This window comes from Ruegeria sp. C2, from assembly GCF_056537765.1.
In genome coordinates this window covers 709,476-730,285 of record NZ_JBQFRZ010000001.1, presented here as the reverse complement: position 1 = coordinate 730,285, position 20,810 = coordinate 709,476, and the positions used below count along the sequence as shown (strand labels likewise).

Below are 20,810 nucleotides of genomic sequence, written 5' to 3'. Positions count from 1 at the left end.
GAATGACCATCAAGGTCGGTATCAATGGTTTTGGCCGCATTGGCCGCTGTACCCTGTCGCACATCGCCGCATCGGCGCGCAACGACATCGAAGTAATCAAAGTCAACGCCACCGGCCCGCTGGAAACCTCGGCGCATCTGCTGAAATACGACAGCGTCCACGGACGTTTTCCGCGTGAGGTCTCGATCGAAGGCAACACCATGGATCTGGGCCGCGGCCCGATGGAGATGTTTTCCACCTACGACATGAATGAGCTGGATTGGGAAGGCTGTGATGTCGTCTTGGAATGCACCGGCAAATTCAACGACGGCGTAAAGGCCAAGACCCACCTCGATCGTGGCGCGGGCAAAGTTCTGCTGTCGGCCCCTGGCAAGAATGTCGACAAAACCATCGTGTTCGGTGTGAACCACAACACGCTGACCGCGAATGACAACATGGTCTCGAACGGCTCCTGCACCACGAACTGCCTTGCTCCGCTTGCCAAGGTTCTGGACGAAGGCGTTGGCATCGAGCATGGCATCATGACCACCATCCACGCCTATACCGGCGACCAGCCGACACTCGACCGTCGCCACAGTGACCTCTACCGCGCCCGTGCTGCGGCGATGTCGATGATCCCGACCTCGACCGGTGCTGCGGCAGCACTGGGTGAGGTTCTGCCCAATCTGAAAGGTCGTCTGGATGGCTCCGCCATCCGCGTGCCCACCCCGAATGTTTCGGCCGTTGACCTGTCGTTCCGCGCGTCGCGCGATGTCACCGTTGAAGAGGTGAACGCGATCGTCGAAGAAGCCGCCAAAGGCCCGATGCAGCGCGTTCTGGGCTATGAGCCCGCGCCGCTGGTCTCGACCGATTTCAACCATACCGAAGAAAGCTCGATCTTCGCGCCGGATCAGACCCGCGTGGTCGACAACCGCATGGTGCGTGTGTTGGCATGGTATGACAACGAATGGGGCTTCTCGGTTCGTATGGCAGACGTTGCCGTTGCGATGGGCCGTCTTAACTGACCCTTCGCACATCGCTTGTACCCTTATGCCCGCTCAGGTTATCTGGGCGGGCATTTTCGTTCGGGGCACACCCATGACCAATCAAATCGCCATCTGGCTCGGAGTTCTCATTCTTGGCGGCCTGATGTTGGATGTGGCTTTGTTCGGAACCGAGCACATGCTCTTTCTCGGCAAGAAGCTTTATGATTTCCTCGACTGGCTCGCCTTTTGGCGCTGACAGAGGTTTTGCTTGACTTTCGGCGCAATCTGTCATTGTTAGCGCTAACCATTCTTGGACGACATTCGGACGGAGCGCATCATGACACTCAAGCTGGCAATCAACGGATTTGGACGTATCGGACGCGGAGTTCTGCGCGCGGTGATGGAATCGGACCGTACCGATGTCGAAATCGTCGCAATCAACGATCTGGCTAAACCGGAAATGAACGCGCATCTGTTTGAATTCGACAGCGTTCATGGCCGCTATCCCAACCCGGTCACGCTCAGCGACGCTGGTCTGGACGTGGGCGCCGGCCCCATCCGGCTGACCAGCGAGCGCGACCCCGAAGCACTGGACTGGTCGGATGTGGATGTCGTTTTGGAATGCACAGGCGTCTTCCGCACCCGCGAGGCGGCTGAGCGGCACCTTAAAAACGGATCGAAGAAAGTTCTGATCTCGGCCCCTGCCCGTGGCGATGGCGGGGTGAAGACCGTAGTGTTCGGCGTCAACGATCACGAGCTGACTGCCGACGACATTGTTGTCTCCAACGCTTCTTGCACCACCAACTGCCTGTCACCTGTCGCAGCGGCTTTGGATGCGGGACTGGGCATCAAGCATGGCAACATGACCACCGTCCATGCCTATACGGCCAGCCAGCCGGTGCATGATACTGCAGGCAAGGATCCCTACCTGTCTCGCGCAGCAGCTCTGTCGATGATCCCAACCACGACCGGTGCAGCATCGGCCGTCGGGTTGGTCCTGCCTCAATTGGCCGGAAAGCTGACCGGGCAAGCAATCCGTGTGCCGACGCCAAATGTTTCGGTCGTCGATCTCGTGGCCGAAGTTTCTCGCCCAACCACCGAAGATGAGGTCAATGCCCTGTTCGTCGAAGCCGCGGCGAAGATTCCTAGTGTATTGGCCGCCGAGACACGCCCACTGATCTCAATCGACTTCAATCACGACTCTCACAGCTCAACTGTATCCCTGGCGGAAACAAAAGTAACCGACGGAACCTTGGTTCGCGTACTTGCCTGGTATGACAATGAATGGGGTTTCTCGAACCGGATGCTGGACACCGCCACAGCGATGGGCGCTTTATCCTAAGCGCTCTCGCAGAGCAGCATTTACACGGGGCGTGACGAATTTCGACACGTCTCCGTCCAGCCGGGCGATTTCCTTCACCAGTTTCGAGGCAATCGCCTGATGCCGCGCTTCGGCCATCAAAAAGACCGTCTCAATCGAGTTGTCCAGCGCACGGTTCATTCCAACCATCTGGAATTCATACTCAAAATCCGCAACCGCCCGCAGACCACGCACAATGATCTGTGCCCCTACATCGCGGGCACAGTCAATCAGCAGGTTTTCGAAAGGATGCGCCACGATCTCGGTGCCGGTCTGTTTGGTGAGATGCGCGCATTCAGCCTCAATCATCGCCACGCGTTCTTCCAGTGAAAACAACGGCCCTTTGTCGCGATTGATTGCAACCCCGATTACAAGCTTGTCCACCAGAGCTGCGGCCCGACGGATGATATCGATATGACCCAAGGTGATCGGATCAAAGGTTCCAGGATATAATCCAACCCGCATCAGGCCCTCCTGCGCAATAATATTTCTGCGCTAGCAAACACATCTTTGCCGCAGGTGCAAGGGTCAGCTGTGCACCACGCGACCTCAGTGCCCCATAATCATGCCTTCAAGCGCGTCTTTTTCCATCGCAAGCTCAGCCAGTTGTGCCTTCACCGCATCGCCCAGCGTGACGATCCCGATCAGTTTGCCCTCTTCCACGACGGGCATGTGGCGAAACCGGCCTTCGGTCATGCGAGACAGAATGGCCTCAACCGTGTCCTGTCGCGTGGCCGTCACAAGGTCCTTGGTCATATAGGCGCTTACAGGCTTGCCGAGGCATCCGCTGCCGCTGGCTGCAAGTTCGCGCACAATATCACGTTCAGATAAAATGCCCGCCGCCGTCTGACCGCCGTCTTCGGAAATGACCACAGTACCAATCCGCTTGCTTGCCAGAATTTCGGCCGCCTGAGAGACCGTTGCTGATGGTTCGACCGTCACCACCTCGTCAGTGGCCTTGGATTTAAGAATGGCCTGAACAAGCATTAGCAAAACCTCCGGTATAACGTACTGTTTTCCAAAGCGTTGCCGGAATGTCTGAATGTGTCAAGGCGAAGCTTCCCGCTCAAGCCGCGCCACTTCGTCTCGCAGGCCACGAGTCAGGGCCTCGGCGAAGCGGTTCAACCGCTCATTGCGTTGGTCGCCCTGATGACGAACCAGATAGAACCCTCGGGTCAAACTTACCTGATCCGTCAGGATTTTCTGCAATCCCTTGTGAAACGGTAATGTGAAGTCATGTGCGACGCCGACACCCGAACCCAACGAGACCTGCCGCAGCTGCACCGACACTGAATTTGATGCAAGTGCGACACGCTCAATCCCAATATCGTTGAGATAGTCCAACTCACGATCAAAGATCATATCCGGGATATAGCCGATCATGCGATGATCACAGAGATCATTCACCGATCGGATTGGCGGATTGCGGTCGAGATAGGATTGAGCGGCAACGAGATGTAACTTGTAGTCCGTGATCTTCTGGACAAGCAATTTCCCGGCGGTCGGCGCACTAACTGTGATCGCCATATCGGCCTCGCGCCGGGACAGATTGATGATACGTGGAAGGGCCAGTATCTGGATATCCAGATCTGGATTGGCATCGCCGATCTTTGCGCAGACCTGCGGCAAAAGATAGTTGGCGCTGCCATCTGGCGCTCCGATGCGGATCTGACCACTTAACGATTTGGCCGAGCCGGACATGGCCCCCGCCGCTGCGCGCATCGCCTCTTCAGCCTGCTGCCCGTGATCCATCAACCGTTGGCCGGCAGTCGTCAGCACATATCCCTGCTGGGATTTCGTAAACAAAACCGCGTCCAATGCGGCTTCAAGCCGCGCAACCCTACGCCCCACCGTGGCCGGATCAATTTTGAGCATCCTGCCCGCCGCTGACAGGCTTTCCTCGCGTGCCACGGCTAGAAATACGCGCAGATCATCCCAGTTCGGTGTCATCTCGTGCCCTTTGCATTTTTGCAAAACTGATTTGAAACATTGCCTCTGTTCAATGGATTTTCGCAAGCCTATTCTGCGCGCAACTTTGTTTGGAGGAGTTTGCGATGAACGACCTGACCCATTTCATCAATGGTGAAAATGTCGCCGGCACATCGGGCCGTTTCGACGATGTGTTTAACCCCGCCACGGGCGAGGTGCAGTATAAATGTCCGATGGCCAGTGCGGCTGAAACCACTGCAGCCATAGAACACGCCGCTGCAGCCCAGGTTGCTTGGGGGGCCACCAACCCGCAAAAGCGCGCCCGCGTGATGATGGCGATGGTTGGCCTGATGAACCGCGATATGGACAAGCTGGCCGAAGCGCTCAGTCGCGAACACGGCAAGACCCTGCCCGACGCCAAGGGCGATCTGCAGCGCGGTCTTGAGGTGATCGAATACTGCATCGGTGCGCCTCAGATGTTGAAAGGTGAATTCACCGACAGCGCAGGCCCGGGCATCGATATGTACTCGATGCGCCAGCCGCTTGGTGTTGTTGCATCGATCATGCCGTTCAACTTCCCTGCAATGATGCCGTTGTGGCATGTTGGTCCGGCGCTGGCCTGTGGCAATGCAGTTGTGCTGAAGCCGTCCGAGCGTGACCCCTCAGTCCCCTTGATGCTGGCAGAACTGTTCATCGAGGCCGGTCTGCCCAAAGGCGTGTTCCAGGTCGTGAATGGCGACAAAGAGGCCGTCGACACCCTGCTCGACAGCGAGATCATTCAGGGTGTTTCGTTCGTGGGCTCGACCCCGATCGCGCAGTATATCTATTCCCGTGCCACCGCCAACGGCAAGCGTGCGCAGTGCTTTGGTGGTGCCAAGAACCACATGATCGTCATGCCGGACGCCGATCTGGATCAAGCAGCTGACGCTCTGGTCGGAGCTGGATTTGGCGCTGCGGGCGAACGCTGCATGGCAATCTCGGTTGCCGTTCCGGTGGGTGAAGAAACCGCCGACGCGCTGATCGAGAAGTTGATCCCCCGCGTCGAAAAGCTGAAGGTTGGTCCCTATACGGCTGGCGATGATGTGGACATGGGTCCGGTTGTGACCGGAGCCGCGAAAGAACGCATTCTTGGCCTGATCAACTCCGGCGTCGAACAGGGCGCGAAGCTGGTTGTCGATAACCGCGACTTCAGCCTGCAGGGCTATGAAGACGGCTTCTTTGTCGGCCCGCACCTGTTCGACCACGTGACGCCTGACATGGATATCTACAAGCAGGAAATCTTTGGTCCGGTTCTGTCGACTGTCCGCGCCGGTTCTTATGAAGAGGCGCTGAAGCTGGCGATGGACCATGAATACGGCAACGGCACCGCGATCTTCACCCGTGACGGTGATACGGCGCGCGACTTTGCCAGCCGAGTGAACATTGGCATGGTCGGCATCAACGTTCCGATCCCGGTGCCGCTGGCCTATCACACCTTTGGCGGCTGGAAGAAATCCATGTTCGGCGACCTGAACCAGCATGGCCCGGACAGCTTCAAGTTCTATACCCGCACGAAAACCGTCACCTCGCGCTGGCCCTCGGGCATCAAGGAAGGCGGCGAGTTCAATTTCAAAGCGATGGACTGATCGCTTTTGTCGCTGCAACGCAAACCCGGCCATATTTGGCCGGGTTTTTCATTTCTTGGTCCAATTTCGCACCAAACCGCACCTCACAAGAAATTCAGCAGTGCCCCTCTGGAAAAATGAGGCAATCACCAATATTTTACCGCCAATTCGAATGCTCGAGCAGTTGATATTTCCGGAGGCAACCTTGTCCCAAAATCGCATGAACCGCCGCTCAGCCCTGTTGGGGGTTGCATCACTGATTGCAACGCCCGCTTTGGTGCGCGCGCAAAGTCTGGACGCTTTCCCGCAGGATGAGGATGCGATCAGCACGCAGTTGCCGGTGCGCCGCAACGTCTCGTCGTTTTCGCAGCAGGACTGGCAGGATCACTTCGATGAGCTGGGCGTAGGCTGTTTGCTGGCCGACATCACCAGCCGCGCGGTGCACTATTGGGGACCGGACGGAACATACAGGCTCTACCCAAGCTCGGTGCCGATGAGCGAGGAACTGACCAAGCGCGGCTATACCGAGGTGGTGCGCAAGCGCGAAAACCCAAGCTGGACCCCGACCGCATCGATGCGTGAACGTGACCCATCGCTTCCCGTCCGTATGGAAGGTGGCGATCCGGGTAACCCGCTGGGTACCCGCGCGATGTACCTGTCTTGGCCCGCCTATCTGGTGCATGGCACCCATGATACGCGTAAAATCGGCCGGCAGAGCTCATCGGGTTGCATCGGCCTTTATAACCAGCATGTAGAAGAACTGTATCCGCTGGTGCAGGTCGGCACTCAGGTGCGGCTGCTGTAATCAGCTCACGCTTTACAATAAGAAGCCCCGGCCATTTGGACCGGGGCTTTGTGTTTAAAGGGGGTCTTGAAGGTTCACTCAGGCAAGATCACTTCGTCCACGACGTGTATAACGCCATTGCTCGCCTCGATATCAGCCTGAATAACTTCAGCCCCGTTCACCTTGACACCGTTCTTTGCGTTCACACTCAGACGATCACCCTGGACCGTGAGCACCTTCGCGCGCTTGCCTGCGATGTCGCCAGACATCACTTTCGCGGGCACCACGTGATAGGTCAGGATCGACACCAGTTGATCTTTGTTTTCGGGCAGAAGCAGCGTTTCCACCGTGCCTTCAGGCAATGCGGCAAAAGCCTCATCCGTGGGTGCAAAAACCGTAAACGGGCCATCGCCTTTCAGCGTGTCGACCAGACCTGCGGCCTGAACAGCAGCGACCAGAGTGTTGAATGACCCGGCAGAAACGGCGGTATCGACGATATCAGCGGCCTGCGCTTTGACCGGAAGTGCCAATGCGAGTGCGGCGGCGGCGCCCATGAATGTGCGGCGGAACATGGCTGTTAACTCCTCTCCAGCTTGTTATGGAGAGGGTTACGCGACACTGCGGCGTCCGGATCACATCCGAGTCAATTTTCTTTGATCTGAACCCATATGCTTTGCGCCCGGCCATCCTTCAGGAACGGCAACGCCTCAACGGCTTCGGGGTGGTCCTGTTGCAGGTAGTACCCCGGCCAAAGCATTGAATATGCACCAGATTGCAGCAAGGCGTGCAGCATGTACTGCTCTCCCCACCCCGGGCAATCATAGAAAAACCGCTTGGGATATTCGTAGGGCAGAAAAACATCGTGGACATGGATCACAACACCCGGTTTCAGCGTGGGAATGATCCGGCAGAATAAGTGAGCCACGTCATTGCTCATCCGAACAACGTGGCTAGAGTCGATGAACAAAACGTCCCCGGCTTCGAGCTGTTCGAACATCGCCGGGTCGACCTCTTCCAACCGTTTCTGCTCAAAATGATCAACCACATGGGCAATATCGGCGCGGGGATAGGGATCGATCGCGGTGATATCGGTCTGCAATCCACCGTCGACAATCGCCTGTCGCGTGACGCGGGTCGAGTTGCCGCAACCTACCTCTATCACGCGCTTCGGCTGGAACCTGCGGATCATCAGATACAGCGCATCCGCATCCGGGCTATCGTAATAGCCGTTCCCCAACCGATATCCGGTTTGATTACGTTCGGGGTCCTTCAACGCCTCAAGCGCCGCCTTGTGCTGCGCGTACTCCGCAACCAGCTGCGAGATGTCGAACTCCGCCATCCCCGGTGACAACGCATAGGCCGGGCGGGTCAGTCCCCCTGCCCGCTCAAACGCCTCAAGTCGCGCGCGTTCATCATTCTCGACAGATTTGTCGACCAGCTTTACCCCCAACTCATCAAGGGCTGCGTTGATCTGGGGAAATTTCCTGGGTTTCACGCGAAGCTCCACATTCGGTTCTGCCTGTTCCTTACCCGCGCCACCGGGGCATCCGCAAGAACCCTGCACGTCAAACCCTTGGCAAAACGGAAATTTCCGTATTCACTGATCTGAATTGACGAACGAGGGCCGCCATGCAGCAGGAATTTACGATCGGTATCGAAGAGGAATATCTGCTGGTCGACTGCGACAGTCTGCAGCTGGCCGAAGCCCCCGAAGCGTTGATGGAGGCTTGTCAGGCAGATTTCGAGGGTCAGGTCAGCCCCGAATTCCTGCAATGCCAGATCGAGGTCGGAACCCGCCCGCACGCGACAGTCAAAACAGCCCGAGAAGACCTGAAGCGCCTGCGATCCTGCGTTTCAAAACGTGCGGCAGAGTACAACCTGGCCCCCATCGCCGTTTCGTGCCACCCGTTCGCGAATTGGAAAGATCAGCATCACACGCGCAAAGAACGCTATGATGCCTTGCAGCACGCGCTTGGCGGCGTGGCGCGTCGTATGCTGATCTGTGGAATGCATGTGCATGTGGGGGTGCAGGATCAGGCGCTACGTGCTGATCTGATGCCGCAACTGTCTTACTTTCTACCCCACCTGTTGGCGTTGTCGACCTCATCACCCTATTGGAATGGCGAGGATACGGGCCTGTCCTCGTACCGGCTGACCGTATTCGACAATCTGCCCCGCACAGGTCTGCCTCCTATTTTTGGCAGTTGGGGTGAATATGAACGGACAACAGGTGTTCTCGTCGAGCTGGGCGTGATCGAGGACACAACGAAAATCTGGTGGGATTTGCGCCCGTCACATCGTTTTCCGACGTTGGAAACCCGTATCATGGACGTGCAGCCCCGGTTGGAGCATACGCTATCTCTGGCCGCACTAGTACAGGCGCTGACCCGGATGTTATGCCGCCTGAAAGCCCGCAACCTACGGTGGCGACAGTACGATAAGTTCCTAATCGGCGAAAACCGCTGGCGCGCGCAACGCTATGGCGTGGGCGAAGGGTTGATCGATTTCGGCGACCGCGCGATCACGCCCATGGCTGATCTGATGGGTGAGTTGATGGGCATGCTGGCCGAAGATGCCGAGGCTTTGGGAACCATGACAGAACTCGCCCGCCTGCGTCAGATCGCCGAAAACGGCACTTCGGCCACGCGCCAGCGTCGTGCCTATGCCGAAGCCGTTGCGCGCGGAGAAGATCCGGGTATGGCCGTCGTGAAACACCTGATCGAGGAATTTCACGCGGACCTTTAGGCCTTAGGTCAGAGCCAATATTTCTTTGATCCGATCCGCCACCGGCGCATAGAGATCGCGATCGGTCCAGTAGCCGTTGTGGGAAAACGGGTTCCACGAGGTAAAGATCTTGCCCGCGTTGATCGGCTTGTCCTTAAGGGCTCCACTATCAGACAATTGCTTGTAACGCGGCGCGCTTTTGCCCAGCGGAAAGCCCAGAACGTCATGTTTGTCGTAGTAGTTGTACCACCACGTCGGGAATTGCAGCGCCGCAGGCAGCGCGCTGTTGGGGGCCATGATGGGGAAAATATCGCTCTCGGGATAGGCAAACAGGAAAATCGGAATGTTGCATCCGAAGGTCACGAACCCGGCCACGGTTTTCATGTTCTCGACATCGGTCTGATGCACCGGCAAGCCACCACCCCGCCTCATATGGCCTTGCATGTCGTAGATATAGTTCGACATGATGTGCCCTCCCAATGAATGGGCGAGGATCAGAACCGGACCATCGGGCCCAACCTGATGTTTGACGACCCCCATCACATTCTCGATCTTTTCGTGGATGGCTTCATAGATTTTGTCCCCATCGTCCGGCGTCGGACGATAAGACGCTGCATCCGAGAGGTTGCACACCACAAACTCACGTAGCTTGTCATAACCCAGACTGCGATTGATCTTTTTCAGATAGTCTTTCTGCCGCCCCTGTAGGATCTGCGCCCAGACCACCTCATGCCAGATAACGTGGCTCATATCCGCGCCTACCCGGTTCGAGACGCGGCGTTTAAGCCCTTTAGAAAAGGTCGGGGTCGTGGATGCGGGCTGCCCCTGCGGTTTGTGCTGGCTGCCCATTCCGTGAATCACAATCACGGCCAGTTTGTGTGAGGCCATCAGAATACTCCAAGAAATTGATCCGTAGAATAACCGCAGTATAGCGCAGCCCCCCATTTCCCCCAAACGTGGCCACAGCGTTTGCCGACGTTGAAAAATTTCTGTAAGGATTGAAGAATAAAACGCTCGTTCAATTCTGCAGAATACAGGGACCACAGCTATGGATTTCGCACTGACCGAAGAACAGACAGCCATCTTCGACATGGCTTATGCCTTTGGCCAAGACCATATCGCCCCATACGCGCGCCAGTGGGAAGCTGACGGCACCATCCCGAAAGAGCTTTGGCCCAAAATCGGAGAGCTTGGGTTCGGTGCCCTATATGTTTCTGAAGAAAGTGGCGGATCAGGGCTGAGCCGTCTTGATGCGACCTTGGTGTTCGAGGCGTTGTCCATGGCCTGCCCCTCGGTCGCGGCATTCCTGTCGATCCACAATATGTGTGCCAAGATGCTGGACAGCTTTGCCAGCGATGAACTGAAATCCAGGATCATGCCGGGCATTCTCAGCCTTGAAACGGTTCTCAGCTATTGCCTGACCGAACCCGGTTCGGGGTCGGACGCAGCCGCCCTGAAAACCCGCGCCGAGCGAACGAATGAGGGCTATACCCTGAACGGCTCCAAAGCCTTCATCTCGGGTGGCGGTTATTCGGACGCCTATGTCTGTATGGTCCGCACTGGCGAAGATGGCCCCAAGGGGATTTCGACGGTCTATGTCGAAGACGGCACCGCCGGCCTCAGCTTTGGGGCGCTTGAACAGAAGATGGGCTGGAAGAGCCAACCCACGGCGCAGGTTCAGTTTGATGACTGCAAAATCCCCTCCGGCAATTTGGTTGGCGCAGAAGGCGACGGTTTCAAATACGCCATGATGGGACTTGACGGCGGGCGATTGAACATCGCGTCGTGTTCGTTGGGGGCCGCTCAGAACGGGCTGGATATGACCCTGCAATACATGTCCGAACGCAAGGCCTTCGGTCAGTCCATTGATCAGTTCCAGGCCCTGCAATTCCGCCTTGCGGATATGGAGATCGAATTGCAGGCCGCCCGCACCTTTCTGCGGCAGGCTGCGTGGAAACTGGATCAGGGCGCGCCCGACGCCACCAAGTTCTGCGCCATGGCGAAGAAATTCGTGACCGAGACGGGATCGAAGGTAGTGGACCAGTGCCTGCAGCTGCATGGCGGCTACGGCTATCTTGCGGATTATGGCATCGAAAAGCTTGTGCGTGATCTGCGCGTGCATCAGATACTTGAGGGTACGAACGAGATCATGCGCGTCATCGTCGCGCGCCAGATGCTTGCCAACCGCTGAGGACCTTATGGCTGACATTGACATCCGCACCGTGGGGCGCGCCGGGCGCATTACTCTGACACGTCCAAAAGCCTTGAATGCGATGAGCTATGAGATGTGCATGGCCATCGACACCGCCCTGCGTAACTGGCGTGAGGATGATGCAGTCGACCTGATCATCTTTGATGCCGAAGGCGATAAAGCATTCTGCGCCGGCGGCGACATTGCCGACCTTTATGCCACCGGAACCAAGGAAGATTACGACTACGGCCGCACATTCTGGCGCGACGAATACCGACTGAACGCGATGATTTTTGAGTATCCCAAACCGGTGATCAGCTTCCTGCAGGGTTTCACCATGGGGGGCGGTGTGGGCATCGGTTGCCATGGTAGTCATCGCATCGTTGGCGAAAGCTCAAAGATATCAATGCCGGAATGCTCGATCGGCCTTATCCCGGATGTGGGCGGCTCGCTGATGCTGGCTCTGGCCCCTGGGCGTCTGGGTGAATATCTGGGCACAACCGGCCATCGCATGGGCCCCGCAGATGCCATATATGCGGGCTTTGCCGATCACTTCATTCCGCAAGACCGTTGGCCGGACCTTATCGAACTCCTGGAGGCTTCAGGCCGCGCGAACGTCATCGAAGAGCACGTTGATACACCACCCGAGGGAACACTGGCCGATATACAACCGCAGATCGATGCCTTCTTCGACGGTGAAAGCCTGACCGATATTCTGAATGGTCTACGCAGCGACGGCAAAGAATTTTCGACGAAAATTCTCGACGGCCTCAAACGGAATTCTCCGATTTCGATGGCCTGTACTGTCGAAATGCTGCATCGGCTGCGCGGAGCAAACCTGACGATGCGTAGGGCTTTGGATATGGAGTATCGCTTTACTTATCGCGCGATGGAGCACGGTGATTTTCTGGAAGGCATCCGCGCGCAGATCATTGACAAGGATCGCAACCCGCGCTGGCAATTTGCCGATATGAACGTACCTGCAGTAGCGGTCGCAAACATGCTGCAGCCTTTGGGCGAAAGCGCGCTGAGTTTTTCGGAGGAATAAGAGATGAAAATTGCATTCATTGGACTGGGCAACATGGGCGCTCCGATGGCGGCGAATCTGGCGGCTGCCGGGCATGATGTGGTCGGCTTCGATCAGGCCGATGTGACCGTTGAGGGCGTGACCATGGCCTCATCTGGGGCCGAAGCCGCTGCAACCGCAGAAGCTGTCATCACAATGCTGCCCAACGGGCAGATCCTGCGGGCGGTTGCGGATGAGGTCATCCCGGCGATGACCCAAGGTGCGGTACTCATCGATTGCTCAACCGTAGATGTCGACAGCGCGCGCGCCGTGGCACAGCAGGCTTCCGATGCAGGTCTTCGGGCCGTTGATGCGCCTGTATCCGGCGGGATCGGTGGGGCGGCTGCAGGAACCTTGACCTTCATGGCCGGCGGTTCTGACGACGCCTTTGCCAAGGCTGCCCCCCTGTTCGACATCATGGGTCAGAAAGCGGTCCACTGTGGTGAGGCCGGTGCCGGTCAAGCCGCCAAGATCTGCAACAACATGATCCTTGGCGTTACCATGATAGCCACCTGCGAGGCCTTCGCGCTGGCCGATAAGCTCGGGCTGGACCGGCAAAAGATGTTTGACGTGGTCAGCACCTCATCTGGCTATAGCTGGACGATGAATGCCTATTGCCCCGCACCCGGTGTCGGGCCGCAAAGCCCGGCAGACAACGACTATCAACCCGGCTTCGCGGCTGAGCTGATGCTCAAGGACTTGCGGCTAAGCCAGCAGGCGGCGGACAGCGCCGATGCTGACACGCCAATGGGACAGGTCGCCACCGCTCTGTATGAGCAGTTTGTCGAACAGGAAAACGGTCTGGGCCGCGACTTCAGCGCGATGCTACCTCGGTTCGAAACGCGCGGCCGAAAGTAAGATCTCGGCGGCGTTTTGCCCAACGGATTGAAAGCCATTGGGCATGCCACCATCTGGATGATACAGGCACAGCCAAAAGGCCAAAGGACCGTATCATGACGAAATTTCTGGTAACGACTGCGACACTTGCTGCGCTGGCCTTGGCCCCTGGCGTGGCTATCGCCAAAAACAAAGGCGGGCATTGCCCGCCGGGCCTGGCCAAGAAATCCGTGCCCTGCGTTCCTCCGGGGCAGGCCAAAAAGATCTATCGCAATGGAGAGTTCATCGCGCGGGATTACCGTTGGATTGACAATCCCTATCGGTATGGTCTGAACCGCAATGATTACTACCTGCGCGCAGGGGATTATGTATATCGTGTTGATCCCGAAACACGCAAAGTCCTGAACCTGATTGGCGCTGTCGTCGACATCCTGAACTGAACCCCGGCACCAAGGGGGGGTCGTGTAACTCTGTTTTGAAGTTTTTCGAAACAGCCATAAATTACACAACTATAGGGATAATTCCCAAATTTTGACGCAATCTTACGTCAGCAAGTTCCTCATTGTTGTGAGGATTATGCATGAGTAACGACGGCGCGATTTTTCAGTTTCGAGGCCCGTGGAATGTCCCGATAGAATTTCATCAAAGCCTGATCTTTTTGGTCTTGATCATCGTTGGATTCAGCTTTGATCCCGAGACTTTGCCTTACGCATTGGGGTTTGTGGCCATTCTTCTGGGCTCCATCCTGCTGCATGAGCTAGGGCACGCCTGGGGGTGTCTGGTGCAGGATGTGCCGGTCAAACGCATCGTGTTGTATGGAGGTGGCGGGTATTGTGAGCACCGCCGCTCAACCACTTCTTACGAAGACGAATTGATCGTAGCCATGGGCCCGATCGTGAATCTTACGCTATGGGCTTCGTGCTCGTTGCTGGAACCATTCGTCACTTCACCAAATCTTTCGTGGATCCTGACGGTAACGGCAGACCTAAATCTGTGGCTGGCACTCTTCAACCTGCTGCCCCTTATGCCATTGGATGGCGGGCGTTTGTTTCATGCCGTGCTGCACCGGTTCTTACCGCCCCGTGCAGCAACGCGCATTGCCGGGTTTGTCGGGTTGATCGGAGTGTTTTTGTGGGTACCGCTGATGGTCTTTGCATATGTCAGCTTCGGTTTCGTCTTTTTGTTCTTCCCGCCGATTCTTCGCCATTGGTATATGGCGCGATACGCACAATATTAATCCCCGATTGGCCACAGACTATTCGGCGGCCACACGCTCGGCATTCAGCATCGGTTTGAGGTATCGGCCAGTATGGCTACGTTCGCATTCTGCGACGTCTTCCGGCGTACCTTCTGCCACGATCTGCCCTCCTCCGTCGCCGCCTTCGGGACCGATATCGATGATCCAGTCTGCGGTTTTTACAACGTCCAGATTGTGTTCAATCACAACAACCGTGTTGCCCTGATCTACCAGCTCATGGAGCACTTCCAATAACTTACGTACGTCTTCAAAATGCAGACCGGTCGTGGGCTCATCAAGAATATAGAGCGTTCGTCCCGTCGAACGCTTTGACAGTTCTTTCGACAGCTTCACCCGTTGAGCTTCACCACCCGACAAGGTCGTAGCCTGTTGTCCAACCTTGATATAGCCCAGCCCGACTCGCGCCAACGCATCCATCTTGTCCCGGATCGACGGCACGGCCTTGAAGAATTCCTGAGCATCTTCCACAGTCATATCAAGCACATCCGCGATGGACTTGCCCTTGAACTTGATTTCGAGGGTCTCGCGATTGTAGCGCGCGCCTTTGCAAGTTTCGCAGGTGACATAGACGTCGGGCAGAAAGTGCATCTCGATCTTGATAACGCCGTCGCCCTGGCAGGCCTCACAACGCCCACCTTTGACGTTGAAGCTGAAGCGACCCGGTTTATACCCGCGAGCCTTCGCTTCGGGTAAACCGGCGAACCAGTCACGGATCGGGGTGAAGGCCCCGGTGTAAGTTGCTGGATTCGAACGCGGAGTCCGCCCAATCGGGCGCTGATCAATATCGATCACTTTGTCCAGATGTTCCAGCCCCTTGATCGTTTCGCAGGGTGCAGGTGTTTGCCGCGCTCCGTTCAATCGCATCGATGCGGTCTTGAACAGGGTCTCGATGGTCAGCGTCGACTTGCCGCCACCGGACACACCGGTCACACAAACAAACTTGCCCAATGGAAACTCGGCGGTCACGTTCTTGAGGTTGTTTCCGGTCGCTTTGACCACCGTCACCTTTTGTTTCTTGCCCTTCCGCCGCTCGGATGGCACCGCAATCTCGCGCGTGCCCGACAAATACTGGCCCGTAATCGAGGCTGCATCTCCGGCAATGTGATCCGGCGTACCGTGACTGACCACCTGCCCGCCATGCACCCCGGCCCCGGGGCCAATATCGAAGACGTAGTCAGCCTCGCGAATGGCCTCCTCGTCATGCTCCACGACGATGACGGTGTTGCCCTGGTCGCGTAGATTCTTGAGCGTACCCAGCAGCCGGTCATTGTCACGTTGGTGCAGGCCGATTGATGGCTCGTCCAGCACATACAAAACTCCGGTCAGGCCCGAGCCGATCTGACTGGCCAAGCGGATACGCTGGCTCTCACCACCAGACAAGGTGCCACTCGAACGTGATAGCGTAAGATATTCCAAACCCACGTTATTCAAGAACCCAAGGCGCTCGCGGATTTCTTTCAAGATAGCACGAGCAATCTCGTTTTTCTGCGTGCTCAGATGGTTGGGCGCATTCTCAATCCACGCAAGCGCTTCACGGATCGACATCTCAACCACCTGCCCCACATGCAGGCCGGCAATCTTCACGGCCAGAGCCTCAGCCCGCAGACGATACCCCTCACACGTGCCGCAAGGACGGTTATTCTGGTACCGCTCGAACTCCTCCCGAATCCACGCGCTATCTGTTTCCCGGTAACGACGCTCCATATTGGGAATGACGCCCTCAAAGGTGCGGGTGACCTGATAAACGCGGCCACCTTCATCATAACGGAACTGGATTTCTTCATCGCCCGACCCGCGCAAGAATACCTGCTGCACATTCTTTGGCAGGTCTTTCCACGGCGTGTTCTTATCGAACTCGTAGTGCCGCGCGATGGCTTCGATGGTTTGCAGGAAATATGGTGACTTTCCCTTGCGCCAAGGTGCCAAGGCACCGTCATACAGCTTTAGCGTCTGATCCGGCACCACGAGGCGTTCGTCAAAGAACAGCTCAACGCCAAGCCCATCACAATCCGGGCACGCGCCAAACGGAGCATTGAATGAAAACAAGCGTGGCTCGATCTCGGGGATTGTGAAACCACTGACAGGACAGGCAAAATTCTCGCTGAACGTGATACGCTCCGGGTCACCCTCTTTCGGGGCCGTTTCGAGAATCGCAATCCCGTCGGCCAGATCCAAGGCAGTGCGCAAGCTATCGGCCAAGCGCGTTTCCATGCCTTCGCGCACCACCAGACGATCGACCACGACGTCGATGTCATGGCGAAACTTCTTGTCTAACGTTGGAGGTTCATCCAGTTCATAGAACTCACCATCCACTTTGACGCGCTGGAATCCCTGCTTGCGCAGCTCAAGGAACTCCTTTTTGTACTCACCCTTCCGGTCCCGCACGATGGGCGCCAGCAGATAACCGCGCGTGCCCTCCTCCATCGTCATGATCCGGTCGACCATGTCCTGCACCTGCTGCGCCTCAATCGGTAGCCCTGTGGCCGGGCTGTAGGGCGTTCCGGCGCGGGCGAAGAGCAGTCGCAGATAATCGTAGATCTCGGTTACGGTACCCACTGTCGAACGGGGGTTTTTCGAGGTTGTCTTTTGCTCAATCGAAATCGCGGGGCTCAGACCGCTGATGTGATCCACATCGGGCTTTTCCATCATGTCGAGGAACTGGCGCGCGTAGGCCGACAGGCTTTCGACATAGCGGCGCTGGCCCTCGGCATAAATCGTGTCAAACGCCAGCGAAGACTTGCCAGAGCCCGAAAGGCCGGTGATCACCACCAGCTGATCCCGCGGAATGTCGACATCGATGCTTTTGAGGTTATGTTCGCGCGCGCCGCGCACCTCGATATTCTTCAGCTCAGCCATTTCGGCCCCCAACAACCAGTGCCTCTCAGAAATAGGCGAGCGACGGTGAGTCTCCAACCAAAAAGTTAGAACAAAATATGAACAAGTGGATTTTCAGTCAATCCTGTTTTAACCTTCGGATTTGCGCGCCAAGGCCCAGGCACAAATCGGAAAGGCCGGGTCATTATCCAGGCTATCTGTCTCGGGCTCATAGACCGGAGGCCAGTCGGGTTCTAGGTTTCGAAGTGCCGCCTGACGGTTTCCCCATTGTTCGGCCCGGATATCTGCGGGATCAAATCCACACTCGGTCAGCAGATTGCGCAGCCCGCGTTCGGACCAGCGCGAACAATCGTGTGGGGCTGCGTGGAACGGGACGAAGAACGGAACCGCCAGCCAGAAATAACCACCAGGCCGCAACATCTCTTGAACGTTCAGTGTAGCCTCAAAGGGGCGGTCCAGATGCTCCCAGACCTGATTGGCAAGAACCAGATCAAACGTCCGGACCTCTCCTTTCTCGTCCAGCAAGGGCTCTCGGCAGATATCATGGTCATTGCGCCAGACTTGTTCATAACTGCGAAACCCGAACTGATTACCCCACGACCCGGATATCTCAACCGCATCCAGCTTTGACGGCGTCAACTTACGTATCCACTCACGGCTGCGCCGCGCCATGATCACTCTGTTCAGACTAGTCACTGCAGCCCTCGGTTGATTTCGCGGCAATACAGCACGACGCTGCGTGATTGTCAGCGTTCATTTTCAAATTTCAGAGAAAAGTGGCGCGGTTGACGGGGCTCGAACCCGCGACCCCCGGCGTGACAGGCCGGTACTCTAACCAACTGAGCTACAACCGCGCATCTATTTTCGTGGCCTTTGACCTGGACCAAGGAGTGCAGCGATGGCGCGGTTGACGGGGCTCGAACCCGCGACCCCCGGCGTGACAGGCCGGTACTCTAACCAACTGAGCTACAACCGCCCGCTGCACGTTCATTGCTGAACGTTGGGGTGTATTATGGCCCCGGTCGGGCAGCGTCAAGCGGCGTTTTGAAGTTTTTTGCCCGATACTGATTTTTTCCAGAACGACCATCTCGAACGGGGCGAATAACCTTGCGCAAGACCTGATCTGACTATAAGAGCCTGCGTCACGGGTGATTAGCTCAGTGGTAGAGCGCTTCGTTCACATCGAAGATGTCAGGAGTTCAAATCTCTTATCACCCACCATCTTTCCCAATCCCGTTCTGAAAAGCTGGCGTCGCTCCCTTCTAACCGCCGACATATACACCCTTTCGCGGACGATAGAATATCTTCTGATCATGCAACCGCCCCAGTAGGTCGTGCATACGCCGCACAAAATCCTCACGCGCTGCACGGTCTTCGCTTGTCTCGTCCGCAGGTTCCAGCGACTTTGAGGTGATCGTCTGGCGCATGGCCTCTTCAATGAGATCAATATCGCTGACAGATAGCTCAAACAGGTCGTTATATTGGGGCATGAGGCATCCTCCTGACGTGGGCAGATCATCAGCGTGCAACAGGCGAACAGTGTTTTCCACCCTTTTCGACAAAGCCCAATGTCGGCACGGCAGAGATTTCCCCCTGTTTCCCGAAGCTTGTCAGAAATCCCGCGATCTGCCTAAGGTTGCCAGATACGCAGTCGGGAAAATGGCATGGCGAAACTCAAGCGTGAAATCGGTCTTGTCGGCCTGACCTTCATATCGGTCGGTGGCATCATCGGCTCTGGCTGGCTGTTCGGGCCCCTTCTCGCGGTTCAACACGCAGGGCCCGCTGCGATCCTTTCCTGGATCATTGGCGCTGTCGCAATGTTCATATTGGCAATCACCTTTGCCGAGATCTCGGCCATGCTGCCCATACCAGGCGGGATCGCGCGGGTTCCCCAGTTTTCGCATGGCAATATCGTATCCATGGCGATGGGGTGGACTGCCTGGATCGGCTATAACACCACCGCCCCGATCGAGGTCGAGGCAATGCTGAAATACCTCGCGCCATATGCCCCCTGGCTGCATTCGGCCGATACCGGAGACCTGACCGGAGCGGGTATTCTCGTGGCGCTGCTTTTCATGTTGCTGTTTGTGGCGGTGAACGCATTGGGTGTTCGATTTTTTGCCCAAGTGAACGCCGTGCTGACCTGGGCCAAGATCGCGATACCGATCTTTCTTTCTATCCTTCTGGTCCTCACCCGGTTTGATGCGCAGAACCTGACCACGCCGGACGGGTTTGCCCCCTACGGCCTCAAGGGGATCATGGCGGCCGTATCGACCGGAGGTGTGATCTTCTCCTTCATCGGTTTCCGGCACGTGGTCGACATGGCTGGCGAAGTACGCAATCCGAAATTCGCGATACCGGCTGCTCTGGTGCTTTCAATCATACTCTGCGCGCTGATCTATATCGGCTTGCAGATCGCATTTATCGGCGCTTTGGATCCGTCGATGATCAGCAATGGTTGGGCAAGCCTCGACTTTGGGGGGCAAGGTCCGCTTGACGCCATCATCATGTCCGTGGGCATCGTGTGGTTTCTGAGCTTATTGAATGTCGGCTCAGTAGTTGGTCCTTTTGGCAACGGACTTGTCGCGACTGGTTCGAACGCCCGGATCGCGCTTGCGTTGTCAAAGAACGGCTTCTTGCCAAAACGCCTTCAGATCCTGTCCAAATTCGGGGTGCCCCTATGGGCACTGGCGCTGAACTTCCTGATCGGCATGGTGTTTCTGCTCACTGTCCCATTCACGACCGTTATCGCCCTGAACGGAGCCGCAATCGTTCTTTCCTTTGCGGTCGGTCCGATCGCCGTTGTCTGCCTCAGAGAACTGTTGCCCGATCGCCCTCGCTCCATCCGGGTGCCTGCGGTCAAGCTTGTTGGTGCCACGGCCTTCGCGATCTCGACTCTCGTTGTCTACTGGAGCGGCTGGGACACTGTCTGGAGGCTGGGCATAGCTCTGGTCATCGGGATGGTGCTGTTGCTCGCCCGCTTTCACAACAAGCTGGATGAAATGGATGCCACCGAGGCACTCTGGCTGGTGCCTTATTTTGGCGGACTGGGATTGATTTCATACCTTGGGCAATTCGGCGATGGCGCTCTGAAGCAAATCCCGTTTGGCTGGGATATCCTGCTATGTGCGGTGTTTTCCGTGGTGGTCTTTGCCCTCGCAGTTCGATCTTCGCTGTCTGATGAGAAATTCCAGGCCTACATCGCGGAAGAAGAACTGCTGGGTCCGGCTGAACCGGTGATCGGGCTGTAAAAAAGG

General features: G+C 56.8%; 21 protein-coding genes and 3 tRNA genes. 13 read left to right on the top strand and 11 right to left on the bottom strand.

Going from position 1 to position 20,810, the window contains the following annotated elements; all coding sequences use genetic code 11:
• Positions 1-2: 2 nt before the first annotated feature.
• The 3 genes from gap (ACR0IV_RS03650) to gap (ACR0IV_RS03640) all read left to right on the top strand — a co-directional run bounded on the left by gap (ACR0IV_RS03650) (position 3) and on the right by gap (ACR0IV_RS03640) (position 2,307).
• The gene (gene gap, locus ACR0IV_RS03650) at positions 3-1,004 is read left to right on the top strand and encodes a type I glyceraldehyde-3-phosphate dehydrogenase (protein ID WP_480469917.1); all 1,002 of its coding nucleotides are present in this window, start codon (positions 3-5) and stop codon (positions 1,002-1,004) included.
• 73 nt (positions 1,005-1,077) lie between these two features.
• On the top strand, positions 1,078-1,221 hold the full coding sequence (locus ACR0IV_RS03645) for a hypothetical protein (protein ID WP_480469918.1): 144 nt from the start codon (positions 1,078-1,080) through the stop codon (positions 1,219-1,221).
• Positions 1,222-1,302: 81 nt separating this feature from the next.
• Positions 1,303-2,307, top strand: coding sequence for a type I glyceraldehyde-3-phosphate dehydrogenase (gap, locus tag ACR0IV_RS03640; RefSeq protein ID WP_480657806.1), 1,005 nt, complete (start codon positions 1,303-1,305; stop codon positions 2,305-2,307).
• Here gap (ACR0IV_RS03640) and coaD read toward each other — a convergent pair.
• The 3 genes from coaD to ACR0IV_RS03625 form a co-directional block, all read right to left on the bottom strand.
• On the bottom strand, positions 2,299-2,790 hold the full coding sequence (coaD, locus tag ACR0IV_RS03635; protein ID WP_480657807.1) for a pantetheine-phosphate adenylyltransferase: 492 nt from the start codon (positions 2,788-2,790) through the stop codon (positions 2,299-2,301). The genes gap (ACR0IV_RS03640) and coaD overlap by 9 nt on opposite strands.
• An 84-nt stretch (positions 2,791-2,874) precedes the next feature.
• Positions 2,875-3,312 (bottom strand): CBS domain-containing protein, encoded by a 438-nt coding sequence (locus ACR0IV_RS03630; protein WP_480469921.1) that lies wholly within the window; start codon positions 3,310-3,312, stop codon positions 2,875-2,877.
• A 60-nt stretch (positions 3,313-3,372) separates the two neighbouring features.
• Positions 3,373-4,275: a LysR family transcriptional regulator gene (locus ACR0IV_RS03625; protein WP_480469922.1), complete on the bottom strand. Its 903-nt coding sequence runs from the start codon at positions 4,273-4,275 to the stop codon at positions 3,373-3,375.
• Between the two features lie 104 nt (positions 4,276-4,379).
• Between ACR0IV_RS03625 and ACR0IV_RS03620 the strand changes: the two genes are divergently transcribed.
• Complete coding sequence (locus ACR0IV_RS03620; protein ID WP_480657808.1) at positions 4,380-5,879, top strand: CoA-acylating methylmalonate-semialdehyde dehydrogenase; 1,500 nt, start codon at positions 4,380-4,382, stop codon at positions 5,877-5,879.
• Positions 5,880-6,078: 199 nt separating this feature from the next.
• Positions 6,079-6,663 carry a L,D-transpeptidase gene (locus tag ACR0IV_RS03615; protein ID WP_480469924.1) on the top strand — a complete coding sequence of 195 codons (585 nt, stop codon included), beginning with the start codon at positions 6,079-6,081 and terminating at the stop codon, positions 6,661-6,663.
• 74 nt (positions 6,664-6,737) lie between these two features.
• Here ACR0IV_RS03615 and ACR0IV_RS03610 read toward each other — a convergent pair whose 3' ends face one another.
• Positions 6,738-7,214: a fasciclin domain-containing protein gene (locus tag ACR0IV_RS03610; RefSeq protein ID WP_480657809.1), complete on the bottom strand. Its 477-nt coding sequence runs from the start codon at positions 7,212-7,214 to the stop codon at positions 6,738-6,740.
• 71 nt (positions 7,215-7,285) lie between these two features.
• Positions 7,286-8,137, bottom strand: coding sequence for a class I SAM-dependent methyltransferase (locus ACR0IV_RS03605; RefSeq protein ID WP_480657810.1), 852 nt, complete (start codon positions 8,135-8,137; stop codon positions 7,286-7,288).
• 134 nt (positions 8,138-8,271) lie between these two features.
• On the opposite strand from ACR0IV_RS03605, the gene ACR0IV_RS03600 reads away from it, so the two are divergent.
• Positions 8,272-9,387 (top strand): carboxylate-amine ligase, encoded by a 1,116-nt coding sequence (locus ACR0IV_RS03600; protein ID WP_480657811.1) that lies wholly within the window; start codon positions 8,272-8,274, stop codon positions 9,385-9,387.
• A 3-nt stretch (positions 9,388-9,390) separates the two neighbouring features.
• On the opposite strand, the gene ACR0IV_RS03595 is transcribed toward ACR0IV_RS03600, so the two are convergent.
• A complete protein-coding gene (locus ACR0IV_RS03595) occupies positions 9,391-10,254 on the bottom strand; it encodes a hypothetical protein (RefSeq protein ID WP_480657812.1) in 864 nt (287 codons plus the stop codon).
• A 160-nt stretch (positions 10,255-10,414) separates the two neighbouring features.
• Between ACR0IV_RS03595 and ACR0IV_RS03590 the strand changes: the two genes are divergently transcribed.
• From ACR0IV_RS03590 to ACR0IV_RS03570, 5 genes are all read left to right on the top strand, one after another.
• Complete coding sequence (locus ACR0IV_RS03590) at positions 10,415-11,557, top strand: acyl-CoA dehydrogenase family protein (protein ID WP_480657814.1); 1,143 nt, start codon at positions 10,415-10,417, stop codon at positions 11,555-11,557.
• A 7-nt stretch (positions 11,558-11,564) separates the two neighbouring features.
• Positions 11,565-12,605, top strand: coding sequence for an enoyl-CoA hydratase/isomerase family protein (locus ACR0IV_RS03585; protein WP_480657816.1), 1,041 nt, complete (start codon positions 11,565-11,567; stop codon positions 12,603-12,605).
• A gap of 3 nt (positions 12,606-12,608) precedes the next feature.
• Positions 12,609-13,481: a 3-hydroxyisobutyrate dehydrogenase gene (mmsB, locus tag ACR0IV_RS03580; RefSeq protein ID WP_480469931.1), complete on the top strand. Its 873-nt coding sequence runs from the start codon at positions 12,609-12,611 to the stop codon at positions 13,479-13,481.
• A 95-nt stretch (positions 13,482-13,576) separates the two neighbouring features.
• Entirely contained in the window at positions 13,577-13,900 is a 324-nt protein-coding gene (locus tag ACR0IV_RS03575; RefSeq protein ID WP_480469932.1) for a hypothetical protein, read from the top strand.
• Positions 13,901-14,040: 140 nt separating this feature from the next.
• Positions 14,041-14,697 (top strand): site-2 protease family protein, encoded by a 657-nt coding sequence (locus ACR0IV_RS03570; RefSeq protein ID WP_480469933.1) that lies wholly within the window; start codon positions 14,041-14,043, stop codon positions 14,695-14,697.
• 18 nt (positions 14,698-14,715) lie between these two features.
• Here ACR0IV_RS03570 and uvrA read toward each other — a convergent pair whose 3' ends face one another.
• The 4 genes from uvrA to ACR0IV_RS03550 form a co-directional block, all read right to left on the bottom strand.
• Positions 14,716-17,574, bottom strand: coding sequence for an excinuclease ABC subunit UvrA (gene uvrA / locus ACR0IV_RS03565; protein WP_480657819.1), 2,859 nt, complete (start codon positions 17,572-17,574; stop codon positions 14,716-14,718).
• 108 nt (positions 17,575-17,682) lie between these two features.
• On the bottom strand, positions 17,683-18,225 hold the full coding sequence (locus tag ACR0IV_RS03560) for a methyltransferase domain-containing protein (protein ID WP_480657820.1): 543 nt from the start codon (positions 18,223-18,225) through the stop codon (positions 17,683-17,685).
• A gap of 105 nt (positions 18,226-18,330) precedes the next feature.
• Positions 18,331-18,407, bottom strand: a tRNA-Asp gene (locus ACR0IV_RS03555).
• Positions 18,408-18,452: 45 nt separating this feature from the next.
• Positions 18,453-18,529 (bottom strand) — tRNA-Asp (locus ACR0IV_RS03550).
• 170 nt (positions 18,530-18,699) lie between these two features.
• Here ACR0IV_RS03550 and ACR0IV_RS03545 point away from each other — a divergent pair.
• A tRNA-Val gene (locus tag ACR0IV_RS03545) sits at positions 18,700-18,774 on the top strand.
• A gap of 41 nt (positions 18,775-18,815) precedes the next feature.
• Here the strand turns inward: ACR0IV_RS03545 and ACR0IV_RS03540 are convergent.
• A complete protein-coding gene (locus ACR0IV_RS03540; RefSeq protein ID WP_480469936.1) occupies positions 18,816-19,043 on the bottom strand; it encodes a hypothetical protein in 228 nt (75 codons plus the stop codon).
• A 174-nt stretch (positions 19,044-19,217) separates the two neighbouring features.
• On the opposite strand from ACR0IV_RS03540, the gene ACR0IV_RS03535 reads away from it, so the two are divergent.
• Positions 19,218-20,804, top strand: a complete 1,587-nt coding sequence (locus ACR0IV_RS03535) for an APC family permease (protein ID WP_480657821.1) — start codon at positions 19,218-19,220, stop codon at positions 20,802-20,804.
• The last annotated feature ends 6 nt before the right edge of the window (positions 20,805-20,810 follow it).